Raw genomic sequence first — 20,870 nt, forward strand, 5'->3', positions numbered from 1 at the left:
TATCTTTATAAAAATACATGCCATATCGCAAGTTAACCATTCAGGAAGTAGAGGTATTGGAAAATCAGGCTTGCCGTTGTGAAAACTGGGAAAGCCTTGAAGTAGCAGATCAATTTGATCCCAGTTACGTCCGTAATAGTAATTTTTCAGGAAATGTCCGTATCGGCAAATTTGAAGATGAAGTTACTTTTTTTGGAGGGGTAAAAAAACATACCGGGATTTTCAATGCTACCATACATAACTGCCGGATCGGTGATAACGTGTATATCGGTCAAATCCGTAATTATATCGCTAATTACGAAATCAAAGATCATGTGGTCATTGAAAATGTAGACCTATTGGCGGTTGATGGAACCAGCAATTTTGGTAATGGAACATTGGTAAGTGTGCTGAATGAGACCGGTGGAAGAGAAGTCCCCATTTATGATCATCTTTCGGCTCATCTCGCCTATATCCTTGCTTTATACCGACATCGGCCATTAGTGATTGAGAAGGTGAGTGGTATGATCGACCGTTATGCTGATGCTGTTTCTTCTGATATGGGAACCATCGAGAAGCATGCACGTATTACCAATTGCCGGACATTACGGAATCTGCGTATCGGGGCATATAGTATCCTGGACGGGACTTATCGTATTTCCAATGGTACAATCAATAGTAATGTTGATGCTCCTACTCTTTTCGGCCCGGGAGTAATTGCTGAAAATTTTATTGCTAGTACGGGTTCTATCGTTACCGAAGGTACGGTTGTGTTTAATTCGTTCATAGGGCAGGGATGCTTGTTAGGGAAGCAGTATTCGGCCGAAAATTCGTTGTTCTTTGCTAATTGTCAGGGATTACACGGTGAAGCCTGTGCAGTTTTTGCCGGTCCTTACACGGTAACCCATCATAAATCCACTTTACTGATAGCCGGATATTTTTCCTTTTTGAATGCAGGTAGTGGTTCTAACCAGAGTAACCATATGTACAAACTCGGTCCCATACATCAGGGTGTTGTGGAAAGAGGATCAAAAACAACCAGTGACTCTTATATCCTTTGGCCGGCAAAGATAGGTCCGTTTACATTGGTTATGGGGCGACATTATAAACATCCTGATACTTCGGATCTTCCCTATTCATACCTGATCGAAAGTGGCGATGACAGCGTATTGATCCCTGGAGCTAACCTGCGAAGTGTAGGAACCATAAGGGATGCGCAGAAGTGGCCTAAGCGTGATAAAAGAACCGATCCGAACAAACTGGATTGTATCAATTTCAACTTATTAAGTCCGTTTTCTATTCGCCGTATGATGAAGGCGTTAGATATTCTGGAAATGTTGAAGAAAATTTCCGGAGAAACTTCAGATTTTTATTCATACCAAAGTGCCAAAATCAAACCCAGTTCCCTGAAAAAAGGGCTAAAGCTTTATCACATGGGGATTCACAAATTCCTGGGAAATTCATTGATTAAAAGATTAGAGGGGACCGATTTCAAAAATAATGAAGCTATTCGGGAACGCTTATATCCGGACACACCTGTAGGTACAGGTGAATGGCTGGATCTGGCGGGATTGATTGTGCCTAAAAGCGAAATAGAACGGCTTATGACAGAAATTGAAACCGGTAAAGTCACCTCCCTTGAGCAGATATCAAAAGCGTTTACAGGGATGCACTCGAATTACTATACTTATGAATGGACATGGGCTATAGATAAAATACAGGAATACTATGGAAAATCCATCGAGGAATTTACTGCATCTGATGTGGTTGATATCGTTGAAACATGGAGAGAATGTGTGGTTGAGTTGGATCATATGCTATACAACGATGCAAAAAAAGAATTTACCTTAACCTCAAAAACCGGATTTGGCGTTGATGGAGAAGAACAAGATAAACATCTGGACTTTGATCAGGTCCGCGGTGAATTTGAAAAAAATGCATTTGTGAAAGAAGTACTGGACCATATCAGAAGGAAAACCGAGTTGGGAGAAGAACTCATCAATCGGATGAAAAAAGTTCCTTGAGAAACCCGGAAAATGTGAGAAAAAGAGCTATCTGGTAATCATTCTTTATTTATTGCCCTATAAATTTATTTGAATCGGATATACTGGTTTATTAACCAATTTTTCTATATTTGCTTTATCAATATAGAAAAACTGATATGAAAGACATCATAGCACCTGTTGATAAGAGGTCAATATTAAGGGAATTAACCCCGGATAAGTTTTTGAGAAGAACCAATCGGTTAAATAATCATTTATATGTAGTTACAGCCCTTGATTCTCCTAATATCATGCGTGAAATAGGACGGTTAAGGGAATTGTCCTTTCGTTATGCCGGCGGAGGAACAGGAGAAGAAGTGGATATCGATCATTATGATACCGCTGAAAATCCATACAAACAATTGATCGTATGGGATACTGAACATGAAGAGATACTTGGGGGATACAGGTACCATATTTGTGATAAGTCGTACGTGGATAAAGAGAGGAATATCAATCTGGCAACTGCCGAATTATTTACTTTTTCCGATAAATTTATTAAAGAATATTTACCATACACAATTGAATTGGGGCGGTCTTTTGTCCAACCAGCTTTCCAGTCGACTAATCGTTTTGGAAGAGGCATCTATTCATTAGATAACTTATGGGATGGTTTGGGAGCATTAGTCGTGAAAAATCCGGATAAGAAATATTTTTTAGGAAAGGTAACTATGTATACCTCATATAATATTGAGGCGCGTAATATGATCCTTTATTTTCTGGATAAACATTTTGGAGACAAGGAAAAACTGATATATCCCCGTGAAAACTTGGCCTTGAATCCTGTAATTGATCCCAATGAGATGGCTCGGATTTTCGTAGGGAAATCATATGAAGATGATTATAAGACGTTATTCCAAAAAGTTCGTTGTTATGGGGAGAATATACCTCCTTTGATCAACTCATATATGAATCTGTCCCCGTCTATGCGTACTTTTGGCACTGCTATTAATCCTTATTTTGGAGATGTGGAAGAAACCGGACTGATGATCACTATCAGCGATCTTTACGGCGATAAGGTAAAAAGATATGTAACTTCTTTTGAGTCGCAGGAGGAATAAAAAATTAAAAATTATGTTAAAAAAACAAAAAAAGTATTTTACATTTGTAAATATAAAGTATCAATCATTAAAATGAAAAAGGCGGGGAATTTTCTTTCACTAAGTAGGATTTTAAGTTATGCTAGTATTGTCGTATTATTGGTTGTTATGGGGTTAAGTTATGCCTGTTCCGACGATAAAGATGACACATGTAAAACTTGCACCAACGAGAAGGGGGAAAAAGAAGAGTTTTGTGGAAGTGAGTTAGAAGATATTGAAAAACTTCCGGGGAGTAATTGCAAATAATTGACTGAAAGTAAATAACTAAGATTTTAGTAACATGAGGCAAAAATTGGTTTTGTGTTTATTTTTTGCCTTATTATATAATAATGTTGGTTTATTTTCACAAACACTTGTAAGTAATAAAGAGCGGGCAGGGTATATCTATGAGTTTATCAGACAAATTAATTGGCCTAATGAGTCCTCGTTAGGATCAATAAAGATGGGGGTTTTAGATAATTCCGGAAATCTGACACAAGAGATCCGGGATAAAGTAGCTGAAGCCGGAAAGATCCGTAATAAGTCGATAAATGTATTGCAACTAGAGAATTTAGAGAACCTGCCCGTTTTTCAGATCATTTATCTTAATAAAGAATGGACACCCAATGTAAATGTGGATAGTCTGATGAAACAATTACAGGGTAAAAGTACTTTATTGATGACAGAAGCGGGACAATTCCGGGCATCAATGATTAATTTTTTGATTGCTCAGGATGGGAAAATGCGCTATGAGTTAAATGAAGATCTTTTGAAAAAGGAAGGATTTACTTATTCGCGTATACTTCCTTTTGTTGCCATTAAAACAAAGGAAGATTGGGAAAGCCTGTTCAAAGAAACAAAGGAAGAGTTGGATCATGAGAAAGAGATTACTTCACGTCAGAAAAAAGAAATTGAAGAACAGGAACTTGAAATACAAAGGCAACAGGAAGAAATTCAGGAACAAACATTAAAAATCAGCCGGCAACAGGAGGAAATTGAAATCCAGCAGACACGATTGACCGGTTTATCGAAAGACATATCTGCTAAGCAGGAAGAAATCAGGAAGCAGGATGTTGCTATTGAACAGCAACAACAATTATTGACTCAAAAGCAACTTGAGCTGGAGGAACAAAACCGTATTAACAATGAAGAAATTACCGCAAAGAAATCAGAGATTGACAGTTTAAGTAAACAAATTAGTATACAACTGGAAAAATTGCATATGCAGAATGTGATTATCCTTTTAGGAGGATTGTTGGTACTATTCCTATCTGCATTCGGGATTTATATTTTCATAAATTTCAGGCAAAAACAACGGATCAACCGGATTCTTCAGGCTAAAAATGAAGAAATCCAGAAACAAAATGAAGAAATCAAACGGCAACACCAGATCGTATCGGAACAACGGGATAAAATAGCACATCAGAATAAGGAAATCACAGACAGTATTATTTATGCACGACGAATTCAGAGTGCTGTGCTTCCTGCGAAGAATATGATGCGCCAGTATTTTGATATGTTCATCTTTTACAGGCCCCGGGATATTGTAAGTGGTGATTTTTACTGGATGTCACAGAAAGAAGATAAACTAATCATTGTTGCAGCAGATTGTACCGGACATGGTGTACCGGGAGCATTCATGAGTATGTTAGGCATCGCATTCCTGAATGAGATTGTCAGTAATGAAGTAGATGTGTATGCTAACAATATACTAAATCGTTTGAGGGAAAATATCATAAAATCTTTGAATCAAACCGGGAAATCCGAGTTTGAATCAAAAGACGGGATGGATATAGCCTTGTGTGTGCTAGATTACCCAAGCATGACACTTCAGTATGCCGGTGCATATAATCCGCTGATCATGATCCGGAATAACGAATTGATAGAGATAAAGGCAGATAAGATGCCTGTCGCCTATTTTGATCATGGGAAGGAAACATTCACCAATCATTTGGTTCCACTTATACCGGGTGATTGTTTATACATGTTTTCGGATGGTTACGCCGATCAATTCGGTGGCCCTAATGAGAAAAAATTTTCATCGAGGAGGCTAAAAAACTCTTTATTGGAAATACAGGATAAGACCATCAAAGAACAGGAAGAGTACATGGCAAAAGAATATGATAAATGGAAGGGTGACAATGAGCAAATAGATGATGTGCTATTGATAGGCATCAAGATATGATGTTTTACCAAATAAAAGCCAATTTCCCGGAAGACCGGTTTCCTGAATGGGAAGTATATATTGCTGGAACGGCCTGATCCGGTTTTATTAATTTTTACAACGAATAAGTTACTTACAATATATGATTATTCCATGTATTTGACCACCTTGCAGGGATTTCCTACAGCCAGGCAATGAGCGGGGATAGATCGCGTTACTACACTCCCTGCGCCGATCGTACTATAATCACCAATTGTTACTCCCGGTAAGATCACACTTCCTCCCCCTATCCACACATTTTTTCCAATCGTTACAGGACTGGAAAATGTTTTCCAGAAAGGAAAAGAGCCATCATCATTCCATGAAAGCCGTTCGTTTGGATTCAAAGGATGGGTAACTGCATAGATTTGGACATTGGGGCCTATTCCGGAATGGTCGCCGATCGTTATTTTATTGCAATCAAGAAAAACGCAATTCATATTGATTTCACAATTGTTCCCGATATGGATATTTTCACCGTAATCCACAAAAAAAGGAGCTGCAATCCACACGTTTTCACCTCTGGATCCCAGTAATTGATCAAGGATATTATTCAATAATTTGCTATTTGTAGTGTCTGTCTGATTATACTGTTGCATTAATTTCTTTGCTAAATGCCATCTGGTAATAAGTTCTTTATCACCCGGATCATATATCTCTCCTGCCAACATTTTTTCTTTTTCGCTTTTCATATTCTTTATTTATTATAAGAGATAGTATATATTTCTTCTTTATTTTCCAATCAATCGATTTTCATGTATCAAAATTACAGATTTATTCTCTTAAGAAAATCTTTATATAAGGATTTTTTGTGAAGCGGCTTTTAAAAAATTTTGGTTATCAAAAAGATAGATTTTTCTTTCAAAACATTTCTTAAACAAGTTGTAATTTTTTATTTGGTCACTTTGAAATCTGCAAAATTTGTATTTACATTGTCGAAAATTTTAATCAGAATATATTAGTCAATTTGGTGAAAAAAATGGAACAAAAAAAACGACTGGTTATAAGTTATAAAAATTGTCCTCCGGAAGTATTAAAGGCTATCAAGGAAAAATATCCTGCCGGTTATGGCGATGCGATTATTAAAGTGCAAAAACCTAATGGGGAATTTTTTCATGCAATCACTGTCGATCTTAATGATATAAGCTATCTGGTAAAAGTTGACGTAAAAATAGACAATCTTACAGAGGAAGAATTCGATAAACAATTCGGTTCCAATAATGATGTAGGTTCCGATGTGGAAAAAGACGATGAAAATCCTGACAATATTGCTTCGTCAGATAGTTTCGACGAATAGGTCAGGATGTCTTGGAAGGACGATCTGAAAAAATACCTGGGGTTTTCCCGTTCCGAACGTTATGGGATTATAACGTTATGCAGTTTGATATTGGCAGCACTTATCATAAAAATATGTTTGCCTTTATGGATAAAAGATCGTCCCTACGACAGTAGTGCTTATGAAGAGGAGTTGGGGTTGTACAGAAAGCGTGTAGATTCTGTACAAAGAAATCATTTGCCGGATGAAACTCCGCTTCCATTAGTTGAAGTAACTTATTTTTATTTTGATCCTAATACAATAACGGATCACGAATGGAAAAAGTTGGGGTTTAATGACCGGCAGATACGGAATATACGGAACTACCAATCTAAAGGAGGAAGTTTTAAAAAGAAAGAAGACCTCAAGAAATTATACACTGTTCCTGCTGTTTTGTATGCATCTGTAGAGCCATATATCCAAATCACCAGAGATAAGGCGGAATATCTTGAGGCGTCCCACACTACTTCGGTTTCCGAGGTGAAAAATGATGGATTCTCTTTAAAAACGGCTAACAAAGATGTCAAAATAGAACTGAATTCTGCCGATAGTGCTCTGTTAACAGCTTTGCCCGGTATAGGGCCGGTATTTGCCTCCCGGATCATTAAATACAGGAATTTAATCGGAGGTTTTGAAAATGTTGAACAATTGAACGAGGTATATGGTATTTCTCCGGATTTATTCACCAGGATATCCCCACTATTGTCCATCGATCGTTCAATGATAAGGAAAATAGATATTAACAGGGCTTCATACAGGGAATTGATAGGTCATCCTTATTTGAATGACGAGCAGGTCCGGGGAATTCTTCACTACCGGAAATTACAGGATTCCATCGGTACACTGGATGAATTGGTCAGGAATCATATTATTAAACAGGATCTTTCAGATAGGATCAGGCCATATATTTCGTATTGAGATCGGCATAATAAATCTTACTTATAACAGTCTTTGTATTGAATGACTGTAGGAATATGAAAAAAATATTTATATTTATGTCGTCAATCATTTTAATTGTTTCAATATGTATTATCAACAGCAGTTCGACAATTTTTCACTTCCTCCTTTTGTCAGGAAACTTTTAAGCAGAATAAAAACAATTATCCTGGTTGTTATTCTTCTGATACTAGTCTGGAGCGGATTTTTTCAAGTCGGGACGGAAGAGGTCGGCGTGATCACCCGTTTCGGAAAGTTTACCAGACTGGTACAACCTGGTTTGAATTTTAAAATTCCTTTTTTTGAATCGGTAACTAAGGTCGCTGTTGAACGGCAGCAAAAACTGGAATTCGGATTTAGGACAGTTCCCGGGAATTCCCGTTCCGATTATACCAAGAGAGGTACTTCTGATGAGTCGTTGATGTTGACTGGGGATCTGAATCTGGCTGATGTGGAATGGGTAGTACAATTCAGGATCGATGATCCTTACCAGTATCTTTTTATGGTGAGAAATCCGGAGGGTACCTTACGTGATATTTCTGAGGCAGTGGTCCGGCAGGTAGTAGGTGACAGGACTGTGAATGAGGTACTGACAGTTGGCCGTACCGATATATCCCAGACAGTGAAGGAACTGGTTCAGAATCTGTGTAAGGAATATTCACTGGGTATCAAGATTGAACAGGTGGTACTGCAGGATGTAAATCCACCTGATCCTGTAAAAGCAGCGTTTAATGCGGTAAATGAGGCCCAACAGGAAAAAGAGACCATGATCAACAAGGCAAAATCGGAATATAACCGTGTAATTCCCCATGCCCGTGGAGAAGCTCAGGAAACAGTGCAAAAGGCAGAGGGATATGCGACTGCAAGGGTCAACAATGCACTTGGTGAGGCTACCCGCTTCAATCTGCTTTATCAAGAATACATCAAAGCGCCTGATGTGACCAAACGTCGTATATATCTTGAAACCATGCAAAAAGTATTGCCGAACATGAACAATAAGATCATTACCGATCAGGATGGCAATAATGTGTTGCCCTTATTACAGATGCAGTTGTCGAAAAAAACATCCGGCCAATAAATATTTTCAAACCAGAGAAAATGAAAAAATCCCTTCTCATAAAATTAGTTGTTCTGTTTGTTGCATTGATATTGGTCATCCAGAGCACATTTATAGTCAATGAAACAGAACAGGTAGTGATCACCCAGTTTGGAAAACCTGTCGGTGAGGCTATCACTACCCCAGGACTAAAATTCAAGGTGCCGTTTATCCAGGCCACTAATTTCTTTGAAAAACGTTTTTTGGAATGGCGGGGCGATCCTAACCAGATCCCGACCAAAGATAAAAAATACATTTTTGTGGATACCTATGCCCGTTGGCAAATTACCGATCCCTTGAAATTTTATATCCGGTTGAAAAACGAACGTGGGGCACAATCCCGGATTGATGATATTTTAGATGGAGAGACACGTGATTTTATCGCTAACTATAATCTGGAAGAATTGGTGCGCAGCAGTAACCGGACACCGATTCCTTCAGGTGTGGTGGGCGAACTTATCGGAGATTCACTCATTAATATAGAGGTCGGCCGGGAAAAGATCCAGCGTATGATCCGTGAATCAGCCAATAAGCAGGCTGAAGATTTAGGTGTAGTGATCCTTGACCTTCGTGTGAAACGCCTTAATTATGTTCCTGAAGTACGTGAGCAAGTGTACCAGCGGATGCAAAGTGAGCGTTTCCGGATTGCTGAAATGTTTCGTTCGGAAGGACAAGGTGAAGCCGCAAAGATCAACGGAGAAAAAGAACGCGACTTACAGGTTATCCGCTCGGAGGCATTCCGGCAGGCCGAAGAGATCATGGGTAAAGCTGATGCTCAGGCTGCTTCCATTTATGCCGGCGCTTATGATAAAACACCCGCTTCAAGGGAATTGTACGCTTTTATGAAATCGATGGAAACATTTGAGAAAAGCCTGAATGATGATACCCAGATCATTTTGTCGACTAAGAGCGAATTGTTTAAATATCTGAAGGGTGTCAAATGAGTATAAGATAGATTGAGTCGTATTATTACGACTCAATCTATCTTATACTCATTTGATCAGCTTTGCTGAAATCTTCTGTATACCGTTTGAAATACAAATAATACATCTGTCCGAAGACAATTGTCTGATTATGCAAAACAAGTGTTTTTCCACTGTTTTAACCATATGTGATCGAACATAACATTCTTTTCCGGAGAATCAAATATCTCAGTACTAACCATTTTTCATCTGGGGATAAAACTCTACATGGGTGTGATCGATAGAGGGGTTTGGATCATTTCGAATGATCTCTAGCGTATCTATTTCATTTGGCCTTATTCCTGTAAAGTAACCTGTGGTTCCACCAGTACCTGTTCTTTTTCGTTTGATAATGAAAACTCCGAAGCTAGGAGGGTATATGTATGAATACACTTGTGTTGATAAATCATCAGATTCAGAAACTATATTCAATAATGTTTAAAAATAAACAAGGCAGAAGATAAAATGTGCGTTTAACCTGTTCCTGATTCTTCAAAAATGGATAATTCAAATTGAGCGGATTGAATAAAGGCATCAGTCATCATTTTTTGTTCAGGGAGAGACACTCCCTTTCCGATATCTTCAACCATTTCAATAAATTGTTCGGTAAGTATGGTATATGTTCCTTCTGCGTAAGTAAGGATAAATTTTTGGTATGGGTTGTCAGGAGTCTGCTTTTCCAATAACAGTTGTCCGGAACAGGAGTATATCCAGAAACAGGGAAGCAGAGCCGCAGCAGCCGTTTCAAAGGAAGAATGATGAACTTGGTACAAAAGAAAATCACAATAAGCTTTGAATGCTGGCGATAATTCTTTTGCTTCCGGGACATTATAAAAACCCAGGTATTCATCATGCAGGATTTTTTCGTTTCCGATGGCATCATCTGCCAGGGTCTGTAGAAGTGTGGCGGATGTAGTATCCGGAGCTTTATCGGACAGGATTTCCAATGCTTCATAGTCTTTATGCAGATATAGTATATCCTGGGATAAGTAGTGGGCAAAAGCTGTTTTGCTTAATTTTCCGTTGGCCAGTTGAACAAAGAATATGCTATGGGTGATCTGTTGGTATATTCCATCGATGCTCTGCCACAGGTTTGAGGTAAATGTTCCTTTAGGATGCATCATTATTTCCAAAAATGATAGAAATGGTGAACCGGACCATGACCTTTTCCAATCTCATACAGGGTGCCATGAATGATGGCCTGGTTGATGTAATCTTTGGCATGCCTGATCGCATCGTTTAACGGAAGACCGTGCGCAATAAATGATGCCACTGCAGAAGAAAATGTACATCCTGTGCCATGTGTATTATTTGTATGAATCCGCTTGGAGCGAAGTTCTATTATTTTGTCTTCTTCTGCATTGTAGAAGACATCTATTAACTCTTCATCGGTTGAATGTCCGGCTTTCAGCAATACGGACACTTTTCCGTTCAAAGACAGTTCTTTAGCGGCACTTATGAAGTCATCCTGTCCATTTATTTTATTCCCTAAAAGAATTTCTGCTTCAGGAATATTAGGGGTAATGACCCGCATATTCGGCATCATTTCATTTTTTAGTGTGTCGATGGCCTCATCCTGTAATAATTTGTCTCCTGAAGTCGCAACCATCACAGGATCTAATACAATGTTACGGATTGGATAACTCTTTAAGGTATCGTTTACAGTCCTGATGAGTTCTGAGGAATGCAGCATTCCTATTTTTATCGCGTCTGCACCGATATCATCCAATACAGACTTTATTTGTCCACGGACGAATGATACAGGTACCGGATGAACATCAGTAACGCCTAGTGTGTTTTCATCTACTACAGCAGTTATTGCTGAAGTACCGAAACAACCACATGCCGACATGGTTTTCAGGTCAGCCTGGATTCCGGCTCCACCGCTCGGGTCACTTCCGGCAATGGTTAGAACGCGCTTATAATGCATTTTCTCTTCCAAGGATACTATTGTTTTAAGTGTTCAGATACAATTGATTTCAATTTTTTTGCAGCACTTTCAGGATCCGGGGATGAAACAATGGCTGAGACAACTGCGATTCCATTGGCTCCGGCATCTATGATATGGGCAGCATTCGACGGTCCTATTCCACCAATGGCAACAGCCGGATGGTTGGTGAATGACATCACTTGCCGTATTCCTTCCAGTTCAAATGGAACATGGGTATCGGTTTTGGTATCTGTACTGTACACAGGAGAAATACCAATATAGTCAACATCCATTGAATTTGCCTGGTGAGCCTGTTCCATATTTTCTACCGATAATCCGATAATTTTTCCATAACCTAAGATCCGGCGGGCAATGTTATAGGGCATATCGCCCTGTCCTATGTGCAGTCCATCGGCATCTGATGCCAAGACAATATCCAGCCGGTCATTAATGATTAATGGTACATTGACGTGCTGCAGCTTCTTTTTCAATCGGATAGCCAAGTTGACAAATTCACGTGTAGTGCATGATTTTTCACGTAATTGCACCATAGTCACTCCACCTTTTACAGCCTGTTCCACAATCCATTCGATTTCTCTTCCTTTTGACAGGGAACGGTCTGTAACCAGATATAAACTCAGATCGAATGACATAATTCTAATATTTCAGATGCCTGGAAAGTGTTTCTCCGGTTAAATGATACAATTCATCCAAAAAATGAACCTGCATGCTTCCCGGTCCTTCCGATTTCTTTGCAGCCAGTTCTCCCGCAATTCCCATTACTGCCATGGCATGTGTTGCGGCTGATAAAAAGTCATGATTTACTGCGGCAAAGGCCCCTGTTACAGCCGATGCTGTACATCCCAGTCCGGTAACTTTGGTCATCAGCGGAGAACCGTTTTTCACAATCTTCACATCCTTACCGTTGGTGATAAAATCTTCTTCACCACTGATCACAATAACTGCTCCAGTCTGTTCGGCCAGTTTTTTTGATGCATCCAGGGCAGAGTCTGATGTTGCAGTGCTGTCAACACCTTTGGTGACGGTATTCTCTTTTGCCAGCGACATAATTTCAGACGCATTTCCCCGGATAATTGATGGCTTACACTGATCGATAATTGTTCCGGCTACTTCGGAACGATAAGGTGTAGCGCCTACTCCTACCGGGTCAAAAACGACAGGAACTCCTTTGTCCCGGGCTGTTTTCCCGGCAAGAAGCATGGCTTCAACCCATTTTTTACTCAATGTACCCATATTAATCACTAAAGCCGATGCTATGATTACCATGTCTTCCATTTCTTCCAGGGCATGTGCCATTACCGGAGAAGCGCCAAGTGCCAGAAGGCCATTGGCCGTATTATTCATTACTACGAAATTTGTAATGTTATGAATCAGAGGTGATCTCTCACGTATTTGATTCAAATCCGATGTGAGTTTATTTATATCTATCATTTTATATTATTTAACAGCGTATATAGCCACATAATCTCCACGGTCATACCCTTCACTGGGTTCTTCAACAGCATGATCCGAATATATCGGATGCCGGGTCAGGGTTTGTGCAAATTGGAAATTGCTGAAGCCTGTATCCTGAAGGATTTCAATTTTTTCGGATGTTGTTCTCCAATTAGCGATCTGGACGAATTCAATAGGATAAGGATCATTCGGATGGGTTCCTTTTAGTAAGGGATGGTCCCAGCTGCCGACAGCCTTTGCCAGGTTATAAAGCAATCCGTATGAACTTTCCTTGGGAACATCAATCGCAATAATTTTCCCTCCCGGGCATAATGCCTGATATGCCTTATTAAAGGCTTTTTCCAGGTCGTTAATATAGCTGGGGGTACCGTTAAATAGCACTACATCATACAAGGAAATTCCAAAATCCGCATCTTCTGCCGTTCCTATTATAACGTTCATTCCTCTTTTTTCTGCAATAGCAGCCATGCCTTTGGATGGTTCGATCCCATTTTTTATGGTAATACCATATTCTTTCTGTAAAAGCATTTCGAACAGGCCGCTTCCGCAGCCCACCGAAAGAATACGATCCGTCTTATTTAAAAAATGGGCCACTAATTTTAATTCCGAATACAATACATGTTTATTTTTAATGAACCATGCATCATATTGCTCTGCATATTGATCAAAACTTTTTTTCATAAAAAAATATTAAATAAAAAACCGCTTCACATAGTGAAACGGTTGATATTTGGTATTTGAATCAATACAAAAATATTTGACCGTTTCCCTACGCTGTTATTAAACATCTCAGGTTCAAGGGTGTTATCTCAGCCTGAAAAAATCAAGCACCCCTAACAGTACGGCTGCAAATGTAGAAAAAATATCAATAAGTTCAATCGATACTAAACATTTATCGGACTTTGTATCTTTCTGACGAATGCAGTTATCGATTTCCGTGGTAAAAAACGGATAAAAAATAACATACAGCGGTTTTTCCACCCATAGACAGCAACAACTTTGCCTTTCATCATACAATGCCACCCATATTCGGCTACTTGTTTGCCTGTAGGTAATTTTCCAAATCTTTTGAATAGATTTGAGTTTTGGGCCATAGCAGTTGTTTCAAAATTTGTTGAAGTGGGTCCGGGACACAATACAGTGATGTTGATATTACTATTTTTTGCTTCATTGGCAAGGGCTTCGGAAAATGAAAGGACATAGGCCTTTGTCGCATAGTATACAGCCATTAAAGGTCCGGGGATAAATCCTGCAATAGATGAAACATTCAATATGCGGCCCTGGTTTCTTTCTCTCATTTTTTTGTAAATAATCTTGGTCAATTCCGTAAGTGTCACCATGTTCACCTGCATCATATCTGCTTCGGTTTCGTGATCGGTATATTCAAACGGGCCATATAGTCCGAAACCGGCATTATTGATCAAAACGTCCGGTACAATATTTCGTTGTTTCAATAATGCGACTATTTTTTCGGAAGCGTCGGGTTGAGAAAGGTCACATCCAACAGCCAATACCTTAATTGAATGCGTTTTTTCCAGTTCTTCTCTTAATCGCATTAGCTTTTCAGCACTGCGGGCTATCAGAATTAAATTCATTCCCTGAGATGCAGCAATGTTGGCAAATTCCAACCCAATACCGCCGGAAGCTCCCGTTATTAATGCATATTGAGATTCCATGCCGGTTATTTATCTGTTAGCTTTCTTTCCAGCTCATCTATTTTTTTCTTGATTGACGGCAGGTTTCTGACCAGTACATATGATTTCAGGCAATCCTGATAATCCGTGGCCGGGGTACCCAGTAATGTCTGGTCTGCTTTTTTTATGCTTGCATTCAGTCCCGATTGTGCTCCGATTTTAGTGCCGTCGGCAATAGAGATATGGCCTGCTAATCCTACTTGTCCTCCAAACATGCAGTTCTTACCTATTTTACAGGATCCGGATATTCCTACCTGGGAAGCAATTACTGTATTTTCACCAATCTCCACGTTATGGGCGATTTGGACAAGATTATCCAGTTTTACACCCCTGCGTATAATAGTTGATCCCATTGTGGCACGGTCCACACAGGTGTTGGCTCCGATTTCAACCCGGTCTTCTATGATAACATTGCCTATTTGAGGTATTTTTTTGTAATCCGATTCGGATTGTGGTGCAAATCCGAAGCCGTCGGCTCCGATAACAACACCTGCATGGAACACGCAATCACTACCGATCACACAATCATGATATATCTTCACTCCCGGATATAGGACGGTATTATTACCAATACGTACATTATCACCAATAAAAACATGTTGGTGGATTTTTACATGATCACCTATTTGCGCATTGTCTGAAATATATGAGAAAGCACCAACGAACAGGTTTTCTCCCAGTTGTGCGGTAGGCGATATAAAGACAGGGTCTTCTTTTCCTGTCTTTTCTTCCTTTGTTGATGCATAGAGATCCAGCAGCACAGCAAATGATTTATAGGCATCATCCACCTTTATCAGGGTGGCTTTTACAGGCTGCGCAATTGCTTGTGATTTGTTGATGATCACAATGCTGGACTCTGTTTGATAAAGGTATTTTTCATATTTTGGATTGGCAAGGAAACTCAATGCTCCGGAATGCCCTTCTTCGATTTTTGCAAAAGTGGAAACGATTGTCTCCGGATTTCCGACTATTTCACCCTGGAGATAGTCTGCAATTATTTGTGCTGTAAATTTCATCTTTGATATCATATGGTTTAATATGACAAAAATAACGGTTTTTTCTGTAAAAGCTATATCAACATTATAATCCACAAATAAGGTGGTGGATTAACTTTAACCTTTAGGATAATAATATATCAAATCCCTTATGGTATAAGATTTGCAGGTTATTATAATTTATACTTTCTTTGTATATTGTAATTATATCTATATCACTTATTGTATGACATCATCTAAAAAGTATTCTTTGAAAAATACTAAGACCGGAATATTTATCCCTATTGCTATCATTGCACTTATTTCCATCTCGTTCCTTTATTCTTTCTGTAAGCGTTCGGAAAAAGATGAAGTTTTGATGCAAATGAATCTGCAGCTACTGAAAATGCAGCATTTTAATCCGCCGGAGATCAATGACCAATTTTCTGAAAAAGCATTTATTGCCTATTTGAAAAAGATGGATCCGGCTAAATTATACCTGACACAGGAAGATATCCAGGAAATGTCGGAATATAAATTCCAGATCGATGATCAACTGAATAGAGGAACTTATGAATTATATGATCTGTCTATTAAGATTCTGGATAAGCGGTATACTGAAACAAAAGGTTATTATCATGAATTATTGTCTGGTCCATTTGATTTTTCACAGAATGAGAATTATGAAACCAATCCTGATAAGACTGATTGGCCTTCTAATAGTATTGAATTAAAAGATGCCTGGAGAAAAGAATTAAAGTACCGTACTTTGGCAAATCTGTCTAATGCCTTGAAAGCACAGGATAATGCAACTGATTCCATCAAAGGGAAAAGTTATGAGGAATTAGAATCCGATGCGCGGAAAAGAATACTAAAGTCATATGATGATATGTTTACATATCGAAGCAAATTAAGGGATGAAGATCGTTTCTCCTTGTATATAAACGCCATTACATCTGTTTTTGACCCGCATACACAATACCAGACTCCATCTGATAAGGAATCATTTGATATACAGATATCCGGACAATTTGAAGGTATCGGGGCACAATTGAGTCCTTCAGACGGTTATGCGAAAGTTATTATGCTGATTCCCGGTAGCCCCTCATGGAAACAAGGGGAATTGAAAGTAAATGATCTCATTACAAAAGTAAAGCAAGAGAATGAGGAAGAAGCGGTAGATATTTTTGGAATGCTTTTGGATGATGCAGTAAAGCTTATCCGTGGAAAAAAAGGAACTAAGGTCACACTTACTGTTAAACGGGCTGACGGTTCTGTTCATGATATCACGATTACACGTGATGTCGTGATTGATGAAGAGACTTATGCCAAATCGGCAGTGTTGACAGATTCTAAAAATAAAATAAAGGTAGGTTATATCTATCTTCCCAGTTTTTATGTCGATTTTAAGCAAACAGCTACCGGACGTTCCTCTTCTGATGATGTAGCTAAAGAGATTGAAAAACTGAAAAAAGAAAATGTACAGGGAATTATGCTCGACTTGCGGTCGAATGGCGGAGGCTCGCTCTCCGATGCTATCAGGATGTCCGGATTGTTTGTAGATCAGGGGCCGGTAGTGCAGACCAAATATAATATTGGCTTACCGCGTGTATTAACTTCAGATGCTTCATTTTCGTCATCCTATGATGGGCCATTAGTAATTCTGGTGAATACCTTAAGCGCCTCGGCATCTGAAATCTTGGCTGCCGCTATGCAGGATTATCAAAGGGCTATTATTATTGGAGGACCCAGCACTTTTGGTAAAGGAACAGTACAGGCAATTGCAGACCTTGATGAGTTAGTTGCCAATAATCCGGCATTAAGCAAACTCAAGCCCTTAGGATCCTTGAAAATGACTATTCAGAAGTTTTACCGGGTTAATGGCGGGTCGACACAGTTAAAAGGAGTAACCCCTGATATTATTCTGCCGGATCTATATAGTGAATTGGGTATCGGCGAACGTTTCGAAGATAATTGTCTGCCATGGACTTCCATACAACCTGCCCAATACAAGGTATGGAAAAATCCGGTAGCCGTAAAAAAAGTACAGAAAAAGAGTTATGATCGGACTTCTAAAAATAAAGCCTTTAAACTTTTATCGGAACAGGTGGATATTTTGAAACAGATGAGAGAGGAGAGTAGTGTTCCTTTGAATATTGATGAGTTTAGGAAAATAGAATCCAAACGAAGTGAAGAGAGTAAACGTTTTGATGAGCTAAGTAAAAACCAGACAAGTTTGAATATTGCTATTTTGAATGAGGATCAAGCTGCAATAGTAGGAGATACGGCCAAAATTTCCCGGTATGAAAAATGGATTGAAGATTTGAATAAAGACATTTTTCTGGAAGAAGCAGTATCGGTAATCGGTGATATGAAAAATAAATGATATTCAGAAGGACCATAGCCGGATTATGTATTTTGTTGTACCTCACTGCAACTATGGGGTTTTCTATCCATAAGTGTAGTCGTTGTGGCAATAGTGATGTTGGCTTTTGGTGTTTTTTCGAAAGTGGATCAACATGTTGCCGGTCCAATTTTTCATCTTGTGGTCATGAAAGATCGGATTTTTCCGGTTCTACATTCTATGGGATAAAAAAAGATATATCTGAAAATATTTGGAGTAAACAATGTTGTATTACTGAGTCCCTGTTGTTTGATGAGGATGTTGAATGTATGGTGAATAATATAACCCAGAAAACAGAACAGGATGTTTTTATTTATGATCATGAATTACCTGTACAATTTGACTTTCCTCCGGTTCTGGTAAGTGCAGCATTTGAGAAAACCCACCCACCGGATAATTTTGCCAAAGTACCTTTAATCTATCAGGTTTGCCAACTAAGATTGTGATTGATTTATCTCCTGGAGTTTTTCAGAAGATGATTTTTCAATGATATATTTTAATCAGGCATTCTTATGGTACAATTCAAAATAAACAGTATATTTTTATTCGTTATTCTCTTATGGGGAACGGGCCTCGTGAAATCGCAGGTCATCAGAGGGCATGTGTTCATGTCGGATGAAAATGGAGTAAAAACCCCTCTTCCCGGAGCAAACATATATTTTTCGGGAAGTAAAGGCGGAACCACCACTAATCCTGATGGCGAGTTTTCCCTGAAAAAAGAAGCAAATACCTATCTTATCGCGTCTTTTATCGGCTATATTCCGGATAGTATCCTGATATCCGATAATGAACCTGAGGATATCGAATTCATTCTTTCGGAAGGTGTGCAGCTTTCAGAAGCCCTTGTTTCAGCCAACCAGCTGGGAACGAATATATCCCGGATAACGCCGTTGAAGACAGAGCTCATCAATAAAGCCGGTTTAATGAAGATGGCATGTTGTAATTTATCCGAAAGCTTTGAAAATAGTGCTACGGTAACTGTCGGGTTTACAGATGCAATATCTGGGGCCAAACAGGTACAGTTGCTGGGTTTGTCAGGTATATACAGTCAGATGTTGGATGAGAATATACCGACTTTACGGGGATTATCTTCTACTTTCGGATGGAGTTATGTTCCGGGAACATGGTTGGAGTCGATCCAGATTTCAAAAGGAGCTTCTTCAGTGGTTAATGGTTATGAATCTGTTGTCGGACAGATAAATCTGGAATTTAAAAAACCGAACAATACCGAGACGTTTTTTGTCAATCTTTTTATGGATGATGCCAATCGTTACGAGGGGAATATTACTGGAGCCGCTCAGGTTGGAAAATATCTCTGGAGTGGATTGATGTTGCACGGTTCTATCGAATCAAAGGAGCATGATGGCAATGATGACGGATTTTTGGATATGCCTAAATCAAAAATGATAAATCTCTATAATAGATGGTTTTATCTCAATCCGGAGAAGCGAATTGAATCAAGGACAGGAATAAAACTCCTGTATGAGAAACGGGAAGGGGGACAACTTTCAGATTTTTCTGACAGGTTTCAGACTAATATAGAAAATAAACATTTCTCAATATATAATAAAACAGGATTTTATGTAGGTAGCAAAGAGGGGCAAAGTATAGGTATTATCAATAGTTTTACCCGTCATGAGCTGGACTCGGAATTTGGAATGAAAGATTTTAAGGGTACTCAGAACACCTTTTATAGCAATATCTTATTTACTTCGTTCATTAATAACACTTCTCATCAGTACACTACAGGAATTAGTTTTACCTACGATCAGTATGAGAAAGCATACCAGGATCGTTTATCCTACAATAATATCCCATATACACAATTAAATAGGGATGAGATTGTTCCGGGTGCATTTGTGCAATATACTTATTCATACCTCGAGAAATTTGTATTCATTTTGGGAATGAGGACTGATTATAACAGTAAATACGGGTGGTTATTCACTCCCAGAACCAATATCAAGTATAATATAACCGATGATATCATATTAAGGGGATCAGCAGGACGAGGATATCGTTCACCCAATGTTATTGCGGACAATATTGGATTGATGGCGTCTTCACGTAGATTTGAACTTGATGGTATTAGGGAAATAGATATAGAACAGGCATGGAATTATGGCGGTAACATCACTTTTTATATTCCTATATGGAGCGACCGGAAGTTGACTTTAAGTATGGATTATTTTCATACTCGCTTTCAAAATCAAGCTGTTGTTGATATCGAAAGAGACCGTAACCGTGTTTTCTTTTATAATCTGCAAGGTAGTTCTTATGCCAATGTATGGCAGACAGACATGTCATTTACCTTACTCAGGGGATTGGATTTGTTTGCCGCGTTTAGGTACAATCGGACATGGATGACATTGACTCAAAATGATCTTCATTATAAAGTCGAAAAACCGCTTACTTCGCGTTACCGTGGATTATTGAACCTTTCCTATGCTACCAACTTTAAGAAGTGGGTTTTTGATGTTACCGCACAGATCAATGGGCCTTCACGCTTACCAAGTTTGTCCGGTTATGATACTCCGGCAGATGAATCTCCATGGTTCCCGGTATATTTTGCCCAGATCACCAAAAATACCAAACGGTTTGATATATATCTGGGTATAGAGAACATATTTAATTACAAACAGGATGACCCTATTATTGATCACCAGAATCCTTTTGGTCCGGATTTTGACTCTTCAATGATATGGGGGCCTTTGATGGGACGAAAAATATATGCCGGGATCAGGCTTCGAATAGGTAAATTTTAGTTATCTTTATACAAA

19 protein-coding genes and 1 riboswitch are annotated in these 20,870 nt (G+C 38.9%); of the genes, 11 read left to right on the top strand and 8 right to left on the bottom strand.

Going from position 1 to position 20,870, the window contains the following annotated elements; genetic code table 11:
* The first annotated feature begins 17 nt into the window (after nucleotides 1-17).
* The 4 genes from LBQ60_22280 (at nucleotide 18) to LBQ60_22295 (ending at nucleotide 5,285) form a co-directional block, all read left to right on the top strand.
* Entirely contained in the window at nucleotides 18-2,003 is a 1,986-nt protein-coding gene (locus LBQ60_22280) for a DUF4954 family protein (GenBank protein ID MDR2040653.1), read from the top strand.
* Nucleotides 2,004-2,140: 137 nt separating this feature from the next.
* Nucleotides 2,141-3,082, top strand: a complete 942-nt coding sequence (locus LBQ60_22285; GenBank protein ID MDR2040654.1) for a GNAT family N-acetyltransferase — start codon at nucleotides 2,141-2,143, stop codon at nucleotides 3,080-3,082.
* Nucleotides 3,083-3,154: 72 nt separating this feature from the next.
* A complete protein-coding gene (locus LBQ60_22290) occupies nucleotides 3,155-3,367 on the top strand; it encodes a hypothetical protein (protein ID MDR2040655.1) in 213 nt (70 codons plus the stop codon).
* Between the two features lie 34 nt (nucleotides 3,368-3,401).
* A complete protein-coding gene (locus tag LBQ60_22295) occupies nucleotides 3,402-5,285 on the top strand; it encodes a YfiR/HmsC family protein (GenBank protein MDR2040656.1) in 1,884 nt (627 codons plus the stop codon).
* 125 nt (nucleotides 5,286-5,410) lie between these two features.
* On the opposite strand, the gene LBQ60_22300 is transcribed toward LBQ60_22295, so the two are convergent.
* The gene (locus LBQ60_22300; protein ID MDR2040657.1) at nucleotides 5,411-5,995 is read right to left on the bottom strand and encodes a sugar O-acetyltransferase; all 585 of its coding nucleotides are present in this window, start codon (nucleotides 5,993-5,995) and stop codon (nucleotides 5,411-5,413) included.
* Nucleotides 5,996-6,282: 287 nt separating this feature from the next.
* Here LBQ60_22300 and LBQ60_22305 point away from each other — a divergent pair, with 287 nt between their 5' ends.
* The 4 genes from LBQ60_22305 to hflC all read left to right on the top strand — a co-directional run bounded on the left by LBQ60_22305 (nucleotide 6,283) and on the right by hflC (nucleotide 9,594).
* Entirely contained in the window at nucleotides 6,283-6,600 is a 318-nt protein-coding gene (locus LBQ60_22305; protein MDR2040658.1) for a hypothetical protein, read from the top strand.
* A 6-nt stretch (nucleotides 6,601-6,606) separates the two neighbouring features.
* Entirely contained in the window at nucleotides 6,607-7,536 is a 930-nt protein-coding gene (locus LBQ60_22310; protein MDR2040659.1) for a helix-hairpin-helix domain-containing protein, read from the top strand.
* Nucleotides 7,537-7,642: 106 nt separating this feature from the next.
* The gene (gene hflK, locus LBQ60_22315; GenBank protein ID MDR2040660.1) at nucleotides 7,643-8,632 is read left to right on the top strand and encodes an FtsH protease activity modulator HflK; all 990 of its coding nucleotides are present in this window, start codon (nucleotides 7,643-7,645) and stop codon (nucleotides 8,630-8,632) included.
* Between the two features lie 20 nt (nucleotides 8,633-8,652).
* Complete coding sequence (gene hflC, locus LBQ60_22320; protein ID MDR2040661.1) at nucleotides 8,653-9,594, top strand: protease modulator HflC; 942 nt, start codon at nucleotides 8,653-8,655, stop codon at nucleotides 9,592-9,594.
* A 491-nt stretch (nucleotides 9,595-10,085) separates the two neighbouring features.
* Here hflC and LBQ60_22325 read toward each other — a convergent pair whose 3' ends face one another.
* The 7 genes from LBQ60_22325 to lpxD form a co-directional block, all read right to left on the bottom strand.
* Nucleotides 10,086-10,736, bottom strand: a complete 651-nt coding sequence (locus tag LBQ60_22325) for a TenA family protein (GenBank protein MDR2040662.1) — start codon at nucleotides 10,734-10,736, stop codon at nucleotides 10,086-10,088.
* On the bottom strand, nucleotides 10,736-11,542 hold the full coding sequence (gene thiD / locus LBQ60_22330) for a bifunctional hydroxymethylpyrimidine kinase/phosphomethylpyrimidine kinase (protein ID MDR2040663.1): 807 nt from the start codon (nucleotides 11,540-11,542) through the stop codon (nucleotides 10,736-10,738). The genes LBQ60_22325 and thiD overlap by 1 nt, the downstream gene beginning before the upstream one ends.
* A 17-nt stretch (nucleotides 11,543-11,559) precedes the next feature.
* Nucleotides 11,560-12,198 carry a thiamine phosphate synthase gene (thiE, locus tag LBQ60_22335; GenBank protein ID MDR2040664.1) on the bottom strand — a complete coding sequence of 213 codons (639 nt, stop codon included), beginning with the start codon at nucleotides 12,196-12,198 and terminating at the stop codon, nucleotides 11,560-11,562.
* A 1-nt stretch (nucleotide 12,199) separates the two neighbouring features.
* The gene (gene thiM / locus LBQ60_22340; protein MDR2040665.1) at nucleotides 12,200-12,991 is read right to left on the bottom strand and encodes a hydroxyethylthiazole kinase; all 792 of its coding nucleotides are present in this window, start codon (nucleotides 12,989-12,991) and stop codon (nucleotides 12,200-12,202) included.
* 9 nt (nucleotides 12,992-13,000) lie between these two features.
* Nucleotides 13,001-13,699 carry a class I SAM-dependent methyltransferase gene (locus LBQ60_22345; protein ID MDR2040666.1) on the bottom strand — a complete coding sequence of 233 codons (699 nt, stop codon included), beginning with the start codon at nucleotides 13,697-13,699 and terminating at the stop codon, nucleotides 13,001-13,003.
* Nucleotides 13,700-13,767: 68 nt separating this feature from the next.
* Nucleotides 13,768-13,863, bottom strand: a riboswitch (TPP riboswitch).
* Nucleotides 13,864-13,902: 39 nt separating this feature from the next.
* Nucleotides 13,903-14,694, bottom strand: a complete 792-nt coding sequence (locus LBQ60_22350) for an SDR family oxidoreductase (GenBank protein MDR2040667.1) — start codon at nucleotides 14,692-14,694, stop codon at nucleotides 13,903-13,905.
* Between the two features lie 5 nt (nucleotides 14,695-14,699).
* Entirely contained in the window at nucleotides 14,700-15,728 is a 1,029-nt protein-coding gene (lpxD, locus tag LBQ60_22355; protein ID MDR2040668.1) for a UDP-3-O-(3-hydroxymyristoyl)glucosamine N-acyltransferase, read from the bottom strand.
* A gap of 229 nt (nucleotides 15,729-15,957) precedes the next feature.
* Here lpxD and LBQ60_22360 point away from each other — a divergent pair, with 229 nt between their 5' ends.
* From LBQ60_22360 to LBQ60_22370, 3 genes are all read left to right on the top strand, one after another.
* On the top strand, nucleotides 15,958-18,072 hold the full coding sequence (locus LBQ60_22360; protein ID MDR2040669.1) for a carboxy terminal-processing peptidase: 2,115 nt from the start codon (nucleotides 15,958-15,960) through the stop codon (nucleotides 18,070-18,072).
* Nucleotides 18,069-18,536 carry a hypothetical protein gene (locus tag LBQ60_22365; GenBank protein MDR2040670.1) on the top strand — a complete coding sequence of 156 codons (468 nt, stop codon included), beginning with the start codon at nucleotides 18,069-18,071 and terminating at the stop codon, nucleotides 18,534-18,536. The genes LBQ60_22360 and LBQ60_22365 overlap by 4 nt, the downstream gene beginning before the upstream one ends.
* Nucleotides 18,537-18,602: 66 nt before the next feature.
* Entirely contained in the window at nucleotides 18,603-20,855 is a 2,253-nt protein-coding gene (locus LBQ60_22370) for a TonB-dependent receptor (protein ID MDR2040671.1), read from the top strand.
* The last annotated feature ends 15 nt before the right edge of the window (nucleotides 20,856-20,870 follow it).

Source organism: Bacteroidales bacterium (assembly GCA_031275285.1).
Classification (GTDB): domain Bacteria; phylum Bacteroidota; class Bacteroidia; order Bacteroidales; family UBA4181; genus JAIRLS01.

Bases quoted from the DNA above. Each gene is read 5' to 3' on its own strand.
- LBQ60_22280 (MDR2040653.1), top strand. From the start codon at position 18: ATGCCATATCGCAAGTTAACCATTCAGGAAGTAGAGGTATTGGAAAAT.
- LBQ60_22285 (MDR2040654.1), top strand. From the start codon at position 2,141: ATGAAAGACATCATAGCACCTGTTGATAAGAGGTCAATATTAAGGGAA.
- LBQ60_22290 (MDR2040655.1), top strand. From the start codon at position 3,155: ATGAAAAAGGCGGGGAATTTTCTTTCACTAAGTAGGATTTTAAGTTAT.
- LBQ60_22295 (MDR2040656.1), top strand. From the start codon at position 3,402: ATGAGGCAAAAATTGGTTTTGTGTTTATTTTTTGCCTTATTATATAAT.
- LBQ60_22300 (MDR2040657.1), bottom strand. From the start codon at position 5,995: ATGAAAAGCGAAAAAGAAAAAATGTTGGCAGGAGAGATATATGATCCG.
- LBQ60_22305 (MDR2040658.1), top strand. From the start codon at position 6,283: ATGGAACAAAAAAAACGACTGGTTATAAGTTATAAAAATTGTCCTCCG.
- LBQ60_22310 (MDR2040659.1), top strand. From the start codon at position 6,607: ATGTCTTGGAAGGACGATCTGAAAAAATACCTGGGGTTTTCCCGTTCC.
- hflK (MDR2040660.1), top strand. From the start codon at position 7,643: ATGTATTATCAACAGCAGTTCGACAATTTTTCACTTCCTCCTTTTGTC.
- hflC (MDR2040661.1), top strand. From the start codon at position 8,653: ATGAAAAAATCCCTTCTCATAAAATTAGTTGTTCTGTTTGTTGCATTG.
- LBQ60_22325 (MDR2040662.1), bottom strand. From the start codon at position 10,736: ATGATGCATCCTAAAGGAACATTTACCTCAAACCTGTGGCAGAGCATC.
- thiD (MDR2040663.1), bottom strand. From the start codon at position 11,542: ATGCATTATAAGCGCGTTCTAACCATTGCCGGAAGTGACCCGAGCGGT.
- LBQ60_22345 (MDR2040666.1), bottom strand. From the start codon at position 13,699: ATGAAAAAAAGTTTTGATCAATATGCAGAGCAATATGATGCATGGTTC.
- LBQ60_22350 (MDR2040667.1), bottom strand. From the start codon at position 14,694: ATGGAATCTCAATATGCATTAATAACGGGAGCTTCCGGCGGTATTGGG.
- lpxD (MDR2040668.1), bottom strand. From the start codon at position 15,728: ATGAAATTTACAGCACAAATAATTGCAGACTATCTCCAGGGTGAAATA.
- LBQ60_22365 (MDR2040670.1), top strand. From the start codon at position 18,069: ATGATATTCAGAAGGACCATAGCCGGATTATGTATTTTGTTGTACCTC.
- LBQ60_22370 (MDR2040671.1), top strand. From the start codon at position 18,603: ATGGTACAATTCAAAATAAACAGTATATTTTTATTCGTTATTCTCTTA.